The organism is Sphingopyxis sp. OPL5 (assembly GCF_003797775.2).
Taxonomy (GTDB): domain Bacteria; phylum Pseudomonadota; class Alphaproteobacteria; order Sphingomonadales; family Sphingomonadaceae; genus Sphingopyxis.
The window spans coordinates 3548196-3562119 of sequence record NZ_CP060725.1 but is presented as its reverse complement, the minus strand read 5'-3'; the positions used below and the strand labels follow the sequence as shown (position 1 = coordinate 3562119).

Sequence of the window (13924 nt, the reverse complement as noted above, 5' to 3'; positions counted from 1 at the left end):
GACGCTTTCGTCAACTGGGCGCAGTTTTATGAGGTTACAGAGCCTGCTCAAGCAGGCCGTGATCGGAGAGCCGGCGTTATTCCCCGAGCGCCGGGGGGAGAGGACGATGCCCAGCACGGCTGGCTACAATATATCGCGCACGCGCTCGCGCCGGACCGATGAGGTTCGGCGCTCGTAGTCACACGTCTGGACACATCCCCTCCCAATTGAGTGATGCAATTGGGCGATCCGCGACGCGGATCGAAAAAGGGAGGCTATATATGAAGTTCAAGGCACTGATCGGCACCTCGATCCTTGCGATGTCGGTGGCGAGCCCGGCGTTCGCGCAGAACGCGGCGGACGAGACCGAACGCGACGCATTCGGCGGCGAAATCGTCGTGACCGCGCAGCGCCAGTCCGAACGCCTGCAGGACGTTCCCATCGCGGTCAGCGCCTTTTCGACCGAAGCGCTCGAGGCGCAGCAGATCAAGACGCCATCGGATCTTCAGCTGACGCTGCCCAACGTCACCTTCACCAAGACCAACTTCACCGGCGCGAGCTTTACCATCCGCGGCATCGGCGACCTTTGCGTCGGCACGACCTGCGACAGCGCGACCGCGATCCACCTGAACGGCGACCCGCTCTTCTCAACCCGCCTGTTCGAAACCGAATTCTTCGACCTCGAACGCATCGAAGTGCTGCGCGGGCCGCAGGGCACGCTGTTCGGCCGCAACGCGACCTCGGGCGTGGTCAACGTCATCACCGCCAAGCCCAAGCTCGGCGCGTTCGAAGCCGCCGCCGAAGCCGAGTACGGCAATTATGATTCGATGAAGGGCAAGGCGATGGTGAATATTCCCATCGGCGACACCCTGGCCCTGCGCGTCGCGGGCATCTACCTCAACCGCGACGGCTATACCAAGAACACGTTCCTCAATACCCGCATCGACGACCGCGACCTGTATTCGGTGCGCGGTTCGATCCGCTGGGAGCCGACCCCGGATACCACCGTCGATTTCCTCGCTTCCTATTTCCACGAACGCGACAAGCGCACCCGCATCCAGAAACAACAGTGCCAGCGCGACCCGACCGGTATCCTCGGCTGTCTGAACACCCGCCGCGACAATTCGCCGTTCAACGGCAATGCGACCTTTACCGCCGCGCTGACGTCGAAGGAATTCCTCGCGACCCAGGGTATCCCGACGGCGTTCGCACTCGGCAGCCTCTATGGTCCCGACGTCTATGCCAACACGACGATCCCCGCCGATTCGCGTACCGTGAACACCGCCTTCACCCCGCAATATTTCACCAGCGAACTGACGCTGCAGGGCGAGATCGAGCATAATTTCGGGCCGGTCTCGCTGCAGGTTTCGGGCCAGTACCAAAAGGTCAAGCTCGACTCGATGCAGGACTATAACAGCAACGTCGGCAATCGGGCCCTGTATGCGGGCGGCCTGAACACGCTGGCCTTCTTTGCCGCCAATGGCATCCCGACCGGTCTGCCGGCACCCTTTCCCGCCTTTGTTCCCGGTTCGGCCGCCTATTTCGCGCCGGTCGCCGCCGCGATCATTCCGCAGGGCCCGAACGGCCCGCTCTGCACCTCGCTGCCCGAGGAAACCGGCTTCGGCTCGTTCGGCGGCAACAAGATCTGCGACGCGACCTCGCTGCAGTTCGACCGGTCGAACCAGTATAATACGAGCTGGTCGGGCGAAGCGATCTTGAGCAGCGACCTCGACGGTCCGTTCAACTTCCTCGTCGGCGGCATCTATGCCGATTACCACCTGACCGAGAACAGCTATTATGTGAACGCCTTCCCGATCGACTATCTGACCGGCGTTCTCGGCGCGTTCAACAGCTTCGCCAATGGCCTGCCGCCGTCGTTCCTCGCGACGCCGTTCTTCCGCAACAACACCGACGATTTGAAGATCAAATCCTATGGCATCTTCGGCGAGGCCTATTTCGAGTTCAACGACCGGCTGAAACTGACCGCGGGTCTGCGCTACAACAACGACAAGAAGGCGGTGACGGCGCGCTCGACCCTCGCCAGCTTCCTGACGCCGTTCAGCCAGACCGGCGACGTATTCGGTTCGCCCTTCGTCGGTTCGTTCGACGCCGATCCCGGCACGCCGGGCAACCAGATCATCCAGGCGCGCAGCGTGAAGTTCAACAAGCTGACCGGACGCGCGGTCCTCGACTTCAAGGTCACCGAGGATAATCTGATCTACGCCTCCTATTCGCGGGGCTATAAATCGGGTGGCATCAACCCGCCGCTGCAGCCGATCTTCGCGGTGCCCGAAAGCTTCAAGCCCGAACAGGTCGACGCGTTCGAAATCGGTTCGAAGAACACCTTCGGCAACGGCGCGCTGCAGCTGAACCTCACCGCCTTCTACTACAAGTACAAGGATCTTCAGCTCAGCAAGATCGTCGCCCGTACCGCGGTCAACGACAATATCAACGCCAATATCTGGGGCTTCGAGGCCGAAGGCATCGTCCGTCCCGATCCGAACCTCGTCATCAACCTGGGCTTCAGCTATCTGAACACCAAAGTGTCTGGCGACGAGTTCAGCAGCAACCCGCGTGACTTTGGCGGCGGCCGTGCCGATGCGGTGATCGTCAAGGACATCACCAATGCCGCGAACTGCGCCGTCGCGTCCACATCGGGGAATGTCGCGGGAATCAATGCGTTCGTGAATCAGGTGAACAATCTGATCAACACCAACCCGGACATCAATCCCGATCCGGCGGTTACCACGCGCGTTATCCCCGGCATCCAGCCTGGCGCCGGATTGCAGGGAACAACGCCCTTCCCGTCCGACGGTGGCATTGCCTCGACCGGCGCATTCGGCATTTGCGGTGTTCTGAGCGCCGCAGCACAGGGCGCCTTCGCTCCGCTGGGTCTCAACCCGGCGAACTTCGGCGGTGTCGAATATTTCTCCGCTGGCATCCCCGTCAACCTCAAGGGCAACAAGTTGCCGCAGGCGCCGAACTATAAATTCTCGGCGGGCGTCCAGTACACCATCAACTTCGGGGACGGCATGTCGCTCGTTCCGCGCGTCGACCTCGCCTACACCGGCGACAGCTATGGCAGCATCTTCAACGGCAGTGTGAACAAGATCAACGGCTATGCCCAGGTCAACGCCCAGATGCAGCTGAACGGTACCGACGACAAATGGTATGTGAAGGGGTTCATCCAGAACCTGTTCAACTCGTCGAGCGTCACGGGCCTGTACATCACCGACCAGTCGTCGGGTAACTACACCAACATCTTCACCCTCGAACCGCGCCGCTACGGCATCGCGGCGGGCGTGAAGTTCTAAAGCTCGACGGCGGCGACGCCCACAAGAAAACCCGGCCTCTCGGCGGAGAGGCCGGGTTTTTCTATGCCCGAAATCCGGGGACCCGATAGCGGGGGGCAGGCGTGCCGCCCCTCGCTATCCCGATCCTCAGAATTTGAAGCGAACGACACCGCCATAGGTGCGCGGCTGGTTCGGATAGCCCGAAACGCTGCCCGACTGCGCAACCGCGGGGAAGATCGTCGTCAGATAGGTCGCGTTGGTGAGGTTGCGGCCCCACACGCCGACTTCGACGCCATTGGTCAGCGCGACGGTGAACGATGCGTTGAGCTGGTTGACTTCGCGCTTCAGATTCTGCGCGACGCTGGCCGGGAAACCGGTCAGGCCCTCGACGATCTGCACCGGGCTCTCATAATGATAGTCGACGTGCAGGATCGCGCGCGTACCGCCCGCGAATTCATGCGTGTAGGTACCGCCAGCCGACACCGTCAGCGCCGGGATGCCCGCGGGCGTGCTGCCCGAGATATCGCCGAACGCCGAATTGATGAAGCTGTCGTACTTCGGGTCGAGATAGGTGAGCGCCATCGTCAGGTTCAGGCCCTCGACCGGGCGGACCGAGCCGTCGAACTCGACGCCGAAGGTCGACTGCTTGCCCGCATTGGCGAGCGCGAAGCCGGTCCCGGTGAAGATGTTCGACTGGAAGCCCTTGATCGACTGCTTGAACACCGCGAGGTTCAGCGACGCGACCGACCAGTTGGCCTTGAGGCCCGCTTCATAAACGGTCGATTCTTCCGGCGCCGCGAAACGCGAACCCGAGGTGAGGTTCACCGTGCCCAGACCGCCGCTGATGATCGCCGGCAGGTCGCTGGCGAGCGGACGGCTGTCGCGCGACAGATTGACCGAGCTCGCCTTGAAGCCCGTCGCATAGGTCGCATAGAGGTTGACCGTGTCGGTGAGTTCATAGGAAGCGCGGACGCTGTAGGCGAGATCGCTGTCGTTGGTCTTGCCGGGCTCGACCGCATTGGGCAGGTTCAGGAACGGCGGCAGGAACTGGAGCGGCCGCAGGGCCAGCAGGGGGTTGCCGACGGTCAGGGGATTGCCGTCATTCGCCACGTCGGCGGGGTTGAGTCCCGCATTCAGCTGACCAAATTGCGTTCCGACCGTTGCGATCTGCTGGAAGCCGGCGGGCTGGGCCTGTGCGAACGCCTGAATTTGCGCGGCACTGGCAAGCTGTCCGGTGGGCAGTCCCAGAGCCGCCCCGACCTGCGTCGCGACGAACTGCTGCGTCAGCGCCCGTCCGCCGGTCCCGGTCAGATCGATACCGGAAAACACGTCACTGCTGACCACATTGGTCGCAAAACGCTTGCGATCCTTGGTATAGTTCGCGCCGACCGTGAAGGTAAGGCGGTCGGTCACTTCCAGATCGACCGTGCCGAACAGCGAGAAGGCTTCGTTCTTCAGGCGATAAGCTTCGTCGAGACCGTCGCCGGCGCGGAAGAACTGACCGCTGTAGTTGGTGCCATTGGCGCTGCCCATCACCGCCTCAAGCTGTGCCACGTTGAACGCCCCGCCGCTCGCCTGCTGAATCAGCGCGCTGGCATAGGGACGGAAGTCGTTTCCGAACTTGATCGCGCTCTGCTGGTCGATCTTCTCATTGAAATAATAGCCGCCGAGCAGGAAGTTGAGCGGGCCGTCGAAGTCGGACGCGACGCGGAATTCCTGCGTGAAGGTGTCGATGTCGACATAATCGCTCTTCTCACCGATCAGGTCGGCACCGGTGAAATCCGAATCCTGGTTGGTGTCGGCACGAACCTGACGATAGGCGGTGATCGAGGTCAGCGCGAGGTTGCCGAGGTCGTAATCGATCTGGGCCGAACCGCCGTAGTTCTTGATTTTGTTCGACGACAGGAAGTTGTTGTACACATTGTACGAGAAGGGGTTGTTCGCGTCGACGCTAGCGCCGCCCGCCAGCGCGTTGGTGATCGCGACGGTGGGACCGGCGATGACGTTACCGGCGATGCAGCAATTTTCGTCGATCTTGTCATAATCGCCGATCAGGCGGATCGACAGCGCGTCGGTCGGTTCGAACAACAGCTGGCCGCGCACGCCGTAACGGTTGCGGTCGTTGACGTCGGTGCCGAGCTTCAGGTCCTGGGCATAGCCGTCGCGGCGATTGTAGTTGCCGCCGATCGAGAAGGCGATCGTGTCGCTGATCGGGCCGGTGACATTGCCCTTCACGGTGATGGCGTCGTAATTGCCATAGGTGACTTCGGCGCTGCCGCCGAACTTGAACTGCGGCTTCTGCGTGACGATACTGATCACGCCTGCCGAGGCGTTCTTGCCGAACAGGGTCGACTGCGGGCCGCGCAGCACTTCGATGCGCTCGACGGCGGGAAGGTCGCCGATCTGGGCGGCCGAGCGCGAGCGATAGACGCCGTCGATGAAGACGCCGACCGACGGTTCGATCCCGGCATTGTTCGCGCCGTTGCCGAAGCCGCGGATGATGAAGTTGGTGTTCGCGCTCGACTGGAGCTGCGACACGCGCAGGCTCGGCACCGCCGACTGCAGGTCGATGAGGTCGCGGATCTGCGAACGCTCGAGGTCGGCGGCCGAGGTCACCGAAACGGCGACGGGCGTGTCCTGCAGCGTCTGCGAGCGCTTGGTCGCGGTGACGATGATCTCGTTGCCATAATCGACGGTTTCGGTCGTCGTGTCGGCGGCCGGGGCGGCGTCCTGGGCAAAGGCGAAGGCAGGGGTGGTTGCGGCGCACAGCATGGTGGCGCCCAACAGGATGTTGCGCAAGGTCATGAGGTCTCTCTCTCCAACCCGCCGGAACGCGGCCCATGGGCCAAAGGAGGGGATGCTCCAGCGGGAACTGGCGGCTCTAGCCGCCCGGTTCGCCGCGTCAACGGGGCGGCGTTATCACATGACTGATTTTCCGGGGTTAAGTGACCAAAAAGCAACAGTTTGCACCGCACCATGACGGGTCAAGTCAGGCCATGGCATCGCCACAATAGGCCATGTCTTAACCTTGCCCCTTTAGGGTGACGCTACTGCGAGCGAGGAGATCATGATGCAAGCTACACATAGGAGCATGCCCCCCGGGATCGCCGCGGCGGCCGCGCTGGCGATCGCGGCATCCGCTGCCGCACAACCCGCAGTCCCCGACGTTCCGATCGCCCTCGTGAACGGATTCCACAGCGGCGGCCATATCGAAGACTATGTAGCGCGGGTGGTCGGCGAGCTTCGCCAGGCGGATCGGGCCGGCGACGGCCTCGACCAGGGCGACATCGACTTTGCCATGGCACGGCGCGCAGCGGTCCAGCGCGCCGGGCCGATCCAGCGAATCCTGCCGATGGACCTCGACGGCGACCTCCGCATCACCCGCGACGAAATCGGGACGAGCACGAGCGCCGATTCCGGCACGCCCGACGATCAAACCGCGCGCGACCGCCGCATCGAGCATCATCTCCAGCAATATGACATCGACGGCGATGGCGTCATTACCCTCCCCGAAGCCGCCGCGACCGCGCGCCAGCAGGCATGGGACTATCGGCTCGTCGCGCTGCTCGCGACCGATCCCGACGGCGACGGCCGGCTGACCGCCGCCGAACTGACCGTTTTGGCGGAAAAGGCATTCCGCGCCGTCGATGCCGATGGCGACGGCACCACATCGGAGCCGGAACTTGCGGCGATCCGGGGCCGGATACGCGAAAGCCAGATGACCTGGCAGGCCGAAATCTGCCAATTACCAGCCGTGCCCGCCGCTGCGAGGCTGATCGCCTATGGCGGCTATGAGAGCCGGACGATCTCGCCCGTCCAGATCGAGAGCAACGACAAGCGGGAAAAGACGCGGCTGGTCGAGGTGACGATCGAGCCGGGCGGGCAACCGCTCTATCTTGTCCTGACATCCTATGAAACGACGCTCTGGCGCCTCACCGGCGCGACCGACCGGGTGAGCCATGTCGTGGCCTCCTCCTACCGCGCCGGGCGCGGATCCATATCGGCGGCGGGAGTCACCGGGGTGCCGGCGAGGAAGATCACGATCTCGAAGGCGGGGTGCCCCAATTATTTCAGCTCGACCACCGAGGAAGAGGCCGAGCGCGCCCGCGCATCGATCCGCTTTTCGCTGAAGCGCGATCCCGACGCGATGTTCGCCGACTATGCCGCCGACCGGATATCGCTACCCTCGGGCACGATCGCGGCGACGCCGGACGAATGACCGCGAGACCGTCCGGTTGACGTCACAAGGATGGGAAAAGTGGTGCCCGGGGACGGATTCGAACCGCCGACACTGCGATTTTCAGTCGCATGCTCTACCAACTGAGCTACCCGGGCACGGGCCTCGCGAAGCCGACCGGCCCGCTGGCGAGCGGCGGCTATAGGCAGGGTCTCGCGTCCTGTCCAGCACCTTTGTTGTCGTGTTTCGACCGGCTATTCGTCGGTGAAATAATCCTCGTCGGCGGTGCCGTCGGCGGGCTGGTCGACCGGCACGCGATAGCCCTCGCCGAACCAGTTGAGCAAGTCGCGGTCGCGGCAGCCGCGGCTGCAGAAAGGCTTGAATTCGTCGGCGCGCGGCTGGCCGCATAGCGGACAGGTACGCGGTCTGGCGGCGGGTTTACTGGGCATGGCCCGATCCTTTGATGGCGGCATCGGCGATGAGTTCGACCGGGCGTCCGGTGCGTGTCTGCAGCATATGGGTCCACGCAGGGTGCGCCGCAATATGGTCGGCAACCGCCGGGCGCACGGTCAGGCGCAACACCCCCGTCCCCGCCGCGCGCTCTGCCTGCCGCAGCAGCAGCGCCGCGTCGGTCGCGGTCGCATCGAACCGCACCTGCTCGATCAGCGACGGCCGCTCGCGGCGGCGGATGATCTGCAGCAAGCCGAACCCGTTGGTTGCAGTGCGTTCGAAAGGCTGTGGCAGGATTTCGTCGATGAGCGCGTCGACGGCCAGCCGTTCGGCGCGGGTGCGAAGTGACGGAAAGTCGATTCCGATCGACCCGCCGACATCGCAGCAACGGATGACATGGGCCGCCGCCGCTGCCCCCGCCTTCGCGAGCGCCAGGGCGTCACCTTCGCCGTCGATATCGATCAGCGTCATCGCGGGCGTCGTATCGACCCACAGCGCGCCGCCGGCAAAGGGCCAATGGCCGGCGCGGACATGGTCGATCACCTCGGACCACCCGGCCTCTTCAAGGCGGTCGGGGTCGGTCGGGCGCAAGTCGACCACCGGAAATTCCGTCGCGGCGATGCGCGCGCGAAGATCGGGTCCCGCGACCGGCGAACTGCCCTCGGTCGCCAGCCGAACGCGGGCGGGCTTGTCGCGCCCGCGTTCGCGTAGCGCCATGCGCGTGATTTCGACGATGAGCCTCGTACCGAGCGAGATGGGGGATGGCAGCGCCGCGATCGTCGCGACGGGTTGGCCCGGCACGTCGAGCATGACCTTGCCCGATTCGACCAGCCGGGCGGAAACAATCGCTCCGACGAGGGGACCTTCATCGTCGCGCTCGATCCGGGCCTCGACGATTTCACCGTCCTCGACCAGCGCGGCGCGCGCCTCGCCGATCCCGGCTTCGTACAGCCACTCAGCCAAGCGGCACACCCGCGCTGCTCAGCAGGCCGCGCGTCTCGAACAGCGGCAGGCCGACGACGTTCGAATGGCTGCCCGACAGGAGGCGGACGAAGCTTTCGGCCCGGCCCTGGATCGCATAGCCGCCCGCCTTGCCCATCCCTTCCCCACATTCGACATACCAGTCGATCTCGGCGGCGCTCAGCACCTTGAAGGCGACGATGGTGTCGGCGACGCGGACGCGCGGCTTGCCGTCGGCGCCGACGACGCAGACGCCCGACCAGACATGGTGCCGCCGTCCCGACAGCAGGCCGAGCATGCGGCGCAAATCGGCCTCGTCGACCGGCTTTTCGAGGATACGGCGTCCGACCGCGACGGTGGTGTCGCCGGCGAGCACGACCTCGTTTGCGGCGCGGTCGACCGCAAGCGCCTTGCCCTCGGCGAGCCGCGCGACATAGGCGCGCGGCAGCTCGCCCTTCAGCGGCGTTTCATCGATTTCGGGGGCTGCGACGCGCGCCGGGGTCAGGCCGATGCGCGCGAGCAATTCGAGCCGGCGCGGCGACGTCGAGGCCAGCACCAGCGCAGGAGCATCCACCGCCCCGCTCACTTGAAGCGATAGGTGATCCGACCCTTGGTCAGGTCATAGGGGGTCAGTTCGACGAGAACCTCGTCACCGACGAGCACGCGGATGCGATTCTTGCGCATCTTGCCGGCCGTGTGGCCGAGAATCTCGTGATCGTTTTCCAGTTTGACGCGAAACATCGCGTTGGGAAGCAGTTCGACCACCTGGCCGCGCATTTCCAGAAGTTCTTCTTTCGCCATCAATCCTCAAGGGTCTCGAACAAATTGGGATGCGCGCCCATAGCCGCAAAAGGCGGCGATGGAAAGCCATCTGTCAGTGGACAAGCCGCAGCTTCCGCGCGAGCCGCCAGCCGATGGTCTTGGCCCAGGCGTAGCTCGGCCAGCGCGGCGGCATCGCGGGGTCGAGCCCCATGCGGCGCAGCGCGGCGTTGGCGGCATGGGCTTCGGATTCGCGATAGCTCCATTCGCTGCGCCAGGTGATCGACAGCGAGATCGACGGCGCGTCGCCATTGGCGACATAATGCGGCGCCATGACGGGCATCAGAACCGCGTCGCCGGGCGCGAGCGGCACGGCCTTCTGCCCACCCTCATAGCCTTCCTCCCACGGCAAATTGCGGTGGCCGCCGGTGTGATAACGCTCATGCTCGCGGCGGTGCGCGAAGCGTTCGTCCCCGGCCGGCCAGACGTTCATCACCTTGGTCCCGCGCAGTTGCAGCAGGATATTATGCTCGGGGTCGAAGTGGAACGGGGTGATCGACCCCGGCGACGAGATGAAGATAAACCCCTGCGGCGTCAGCATCGCGCCGGTGCGCGGCTGCACCACGGGTTCGAGTTCGCCGAGCAACGCCATCAGCAGGTCGCGATACGGCCCCTCGCTCTCGATATTCTTGAGCACCGCCCAGCTGCCATTGCTGTCGATGGTGCGGATCGTCTCGCCGATCGACAGGCCGTTGGCGGGAATATCTTCGGGCAATATGCCGATCGGCACGTCGCCCGGATTATATTCGACCTGCCCCGCGGGCAGGCCTTCGCCGAGCCGCGCCAGCGCTTCGAGCGACAAGAGCGGATGGTCGGGCAGCCGGTGATGCAGCAATCCGGCCTGTTGCGGATAAAGCCGTTCCATCGTTTCGAGCGTCTCGGGCGGAAAGACGCGGCTATCGATCTTTTGGTGCGCGGTCATGGCTGGTCCTGGTCTTCGGGCGTTTCGGCGGGTGCGGCATCGGTCCGTTTCCAGCGCCGCCACGCCCTTTCGGCTTTTGTGAGCAGCGAGAAGCGCAGCCGGTCGCCGGCGCCGCTCAGCGGCACATTGATCCAGACGAGCGCGCGGCGTTCGCGCCATACGCTGTCGATCATCGGATGGCCCGGCGCGGCGCAACTGTCGATCCAGTCGACGCGGTCGTCGGCGAGCAGGTCGAGGTTCGCCTGTTGCAGCAATACCCCGGGCGAAAAGCGCGCATAATTCTCATCGAACGCGGTCTTGAACGAAAAGCCGCCCGGCGGGCAGAGGAAGTTGACCAGCATCGCGAGCGGCCGGCCGTCGAGGTCGAGCGCACGCATGTCGAGCCGCCCGGCTTCCGCGGCCCCGGCGAGGATCGCGCGGAACCACGCCTCGGTCTCGCCATGGCTCGCGAGCGCCGATCCGGCGCGGCCCTTCCAGCCGCGCGCTTCGAGGTCGAGGAAGGCATCGATCCATGGCTCGACCGGCTCGTCCGCCGACCAGCGGCGAAAGGCGACCGCGCCCTGTTCGGCCAGCCGGTTTGCCTGCCGCCGATGTTCCTTGCGCTTTTTCGCGCGCACCGCGCCGTCCCAATAATCCTCGGGCGACAGGGTGCTTTCGAGCAGCGCGCGCTCTTCGCGATGGACGATCTCAGCCTCGCCGCCGCGACCGCGAGCGATATCGACCAGCGCGCGGTGAAGCGGCCCGTCCTCGGTCAGTCGCGGCATATGGACCAGCGTCTTCGCCCAGCGCGCGGCGTCGCACCAGCCGAGCAGGATCGACCAGAAGAGGCTCTCGAACCCCGCGCGGACCAGCGGGGCGCCATGAAAATGATTGGGATGTGCCCAACCCGTGACATGGCGAAACGGAAGGCGGCCATAATGACTGGCGGGCGCCAGCGGCATGACGCCGATTACCGGCCCGTCGGCGCCGTCGCGAACCATGACGAGCCGCGTCAGCCGCTCGGGATCGAGCAGGTGCAGCGCCGACTGCAGGCACCAGCGTTCGGCAAAGGGGTTCGGCTCGCTCGCCTCGGCCGCAACCGCGTCCCACGCGACCGCAAGCGCCGGAGACAGCGCCAGCGGATCAACGACGCGCACCGTCAGCGGCGTAGCGCTGGCGGGCATCGGGGCGCCGTCGACCGGAAAGGCGGGGTAAACCGTCATTGCGGGCAGGCTAGCAGCGAGGGGTTAAGATGAGGTGGCTGGAAGGATAAGCGGAGCGACCGGTTTCAGGCGGTAGAGGATAAGCTGCGCTATAGATCCCGTTTGTGTCGAGCGAAGTCGAGACACGCTTGGGGAGCGCCGGCCTTCGCGTGTCTCGACTTCGCTCGACACAAACGGAAATAGAGGATGGTCTAGAAATCATCCGCAAGCGGACCGTCGTCGCACCTCAAATCCCGAACAATTTCGCCAGCGACTTTTCCAGCATGAAGAATTGCCAAATCAGCCGCCCGTGATCGCGCCGTCCGCTCTGGTGCGCGGAGACGATGCGTTCGATCTCGGCCATGTCGAACCAGCCCGACCGCGCGAGGGTGGACGAGGTCGCAAGCGCCCGCGCCTGCTCGACCAGCGGCCCGCGGAACCAGTGCGAGACCGGGGTCACAAACCCCATCTTGGGGCGATAGAGGATGTCGTGCGGCAGATAGCGTTCCATCGCCTGCTTCAAGATCGCCTTACCGGTGCCGCCCTTCACCCGCATCGACGCCGGCAGGCTCGCGGCAAATTCGACCAGACGATAGTCGAGCAACGGCTCGCGCGCCTCCAGGCTCACCGCCATGCTCATCCGGTCGGTCTTGGTCAAAATGTCGCCGGGCAACCAGATCTTCAGATCGGCATATTGCGCACGGTCGAGCGGCTCGCGCGCGGGCGCATCGGCCATCGCCTGCCAGTAGCGCGCCTCGGCGACATGATCGCCAAGCGCGTTTTTCGCGGCATCGTTGAATAGCCGCGCGCGCTGGTCGGGGCCGGTCACCCCGACCGCCTCGGCATAACCCTCCGCGCCGCTCTTCGACAGGCTGGCAAGCGTTGCGCGCGCACGCAACGGGCGCGGCGCCCAGTCCATTTGCGGCCAGACCTTCGCCAACGGGCCGAGGACATGGCGGCGCAGCACGCCGGGGATCAGCCCGCGGAGTTTCTCTTCCTGATGCTGGAACACCAGCCGGCGATAACCAGCAAACGCCTCGTCGGCGCCGTCGCCCGATAGCGCGACGGTGACCTCTTCGCGCGCCAGTTCGCACACGCGGTAGGTCGGCAGCGCGCTCGCATCGGCGAACGGCTCGTCGAACATGTCGGCGATCGTATCGACCAGCCCGAAATCGGCCGCCGCGACGGTGCGTGTCCGATGATCGGTCGCGAAACGCTCGGCGATCGCCTGCGCATAGGCGGTCTCGTCGAGCGCCGCCTGGTCGAAGCCGATCGTGCAGGTCTTGACCGCCTTGCTGCTCGCCTCGGCCATCAGCGCGACGACCGCGCTCGAGTCGACCCCGCCCGACAGGAAGGCGCCGAGCGGTACGTCGGACACCATGCGGTCGGTCACCGCGGCGCGCGTCAGGTGCGTCAGATGCTCGGCCGCCTCGCCCTCGCTCGCGCGGATGCGTTTCGAGAAATCGGGCGCCCACCAGCAGGTCGGCGCGGGCACCGGCTTGCCGCGTTCGAGCAGCAGATAATGGCCCGCGGGCAATTTCTGCACCCCCGCGACGATGCAATTGTCGTCGGGGACGTAACCGAGCGCGAGGAAATCCTCGATCGCCGACAGGTTCGCATCCTGCCGCAGCAGCGGGTGCCGCAGCAGCCCCTTGAGCTCGGACGCGAACGCCAGCGACCCGTCCGACAACCGCGCATGATGGAGCGGCTTCACCCCCAACCGATCGCGCGCGAGGAACAGGCAGCCGCGCTGGTGATCATGGAGCGCAAAGGCGAACATGCCGTTGAGCCGCGACAAGCACTCGACGCCCCATTGCCTCCACGCCGCGATGATGACTTCGGTATCGCCGCTGGTGCGGAAGCGGTGCCCACGCTCCTCCAGTTCGGCGCGCAGTTCGCGGAAATTATAGATTTCGCCGTTGTAACTGAGCGTCACCGCCTCGTCGTCGCTCGCCATCGGCTGCGGGCTGCCGGCGATGTCGATGATCGAGAGACGCAGATGGCCGAGACCGACGCCCGGCGCGGTCCACACACCGGTGCCGTCGGGGCCGCGATGGCTCATGGGATGGAGCATCGCGCGCAGCCGCGCCGGATCGACCGGCTTTGCCGTGTCCAGATGATAAAGGCCCGCGATCCCGCACAT

General features: G+C 65.0%; 10 protein-coding genes and 1 tRNA gene. 2 read left to right on the top strand and 9 right to left on the bottom strand.

Annotated features, from left to right (window positions below):
• Positions 1-260: 260 nt before the first annotated feature.
• A complete protein-coding gene (locus EEB18_RS17130) occupies positions 261-3293 on the top strand; it encodes a TonB-dependent receptor (protein ID WP_187140326.1) in 3033 nt (1010 codons plus the stop codon).
• A 126-nt stretch (positions 3294-3419) separates the two neighbouring features.
• Here EEB18_RS17130 and EEB18_RS17125 read toward each other — a convergent pair whose 3' ends face one another.
• On the bottom strand, positions 3420-6077 hold the full coding sequence (locus EEB18_RS17125; RefSeq protein ID WP_262407978.1) for a TonB-dependent receptor: 2658 nt from the start codon (positions 6075-6077) through the stop codon (positions 3420-3422).
• A gap of 286 nt (positions 6078-6363) precedes the next feature.
• On the opposite strand from EEB18_RS17125, the gene EEB18_RS17120 reads away from it, so the two are divergent.
• Complete coding sequence (locus EEB18_RS17120) at positions 6364-7491, top strand: EF-hand domain-containing protein (protein WP_187140325.1); 1128 nt, start codon at positions 6364-6366, stop codon at positions 7489-7491.
• A 40-nt stretch (positions 7492-7531) separates the two neighbouring features.
• Here EEB18_RS17120 and EEB18_RS17115 read toward each other — a convergent pair.
• The 8 genes from EEB18_RS17115 to EEB18_RS17080 all read right to left on the bottom strand — a co-directional run bounded on the left by EEB18_RS17115 (position 7532) and on the right by EEB18_RS17080 (position 13924).
• Positions 7532-7607, bottom strand: a tRNA-Phe gene (locus EEB18_RS17115).
• A 96-nt stretch (positions 7608-7703) separates the two neighbouring features.
• On the bottom strand, positions 7704-7898 hold the full coding sequence (locus EEB18_RS17110; RefSeq protein ID WP_187140324.1) for a DNA gyrase inhibitor YacG: 195 nt from the start codon (positions 7896-7898) through the stop codon (positions 7704-7706).
• Positions 7888-8871: a ribonuclease gene (locus tag EEB18_RS17105; protein WP_316248974.1), complete on the bottom strand. Its 984-nt coding sequence runs from the start codon at positions 8869-8871 to the stop codon at positions 7888-7890. Before EEB18_RS17105 ends, EEB18_RS17110 begins: the two co-directional genes overlap by 11 nt.
• On the bottom strand, positions 8855-9445 hold the full coding sequence (locus tag EEB18_RS17100; RefSeq protein WP_187140322.1) for a Maf family protein: 591 nt from the start codon (positions 9443-9445) through the stop codon (positions 8855-8857). The genes EEB18_RS17105 and EEB18_RS17100 overlap by 17 nt, the downstream gene beginning before the upstream one ends.
• Positions 9442-9660: a translation initiation factor IF-1 gene (gene infA / locus EEB18_RS17095; RefSeq protein WP_010162480.1), complete on the bottom strand. Its 219-nt coding sequence runs from the start codon at positions 9658-9660 to the stop codon at positions 9442-9444. The genes EEB18_RS17100 and infA overlap by 4 nt, the downstream gene beginning before the upstream one ends.
• A gap of 73 nt (positions 9661-9733) precedes the next feature.
• Entirely contained in the window at positions 9734-10600 is an 867-nt protein-coding gene (locus tag EEB18_RS17090; RefSeq protein ID WP_187140321.1) for a cupin-like domain-containing protein, read from the bottom strand.
• Positions 10597-11802, bottom strand: coding sequence for a GNAT family N-acetyltransferase (locus tag EEB18_RS17085; RefSeq protein ID WP_187140320.1), 1206 nt, complete (start codon positions 11800-11802; stop codon positions 10597-10599). The genes EEB18_RS17090 and EEB18_RS17085 overlap by 4 nt, the downstream gene beginning before the upstream one ends.
• 226 nt (positions 11803-12028) lie before the next feature.
• The gene (locus EEB18_RS17080; protein WP_187140319.1) at positions 12029-13924 is read right to left on the bottom strand and encodes an XrtA/PEP-CTERM system amidotransferase; all 1896 of its coding nucleotides are present in this window, start codon (positions 13922-13924) and stop codon (positions 12029-12031) included.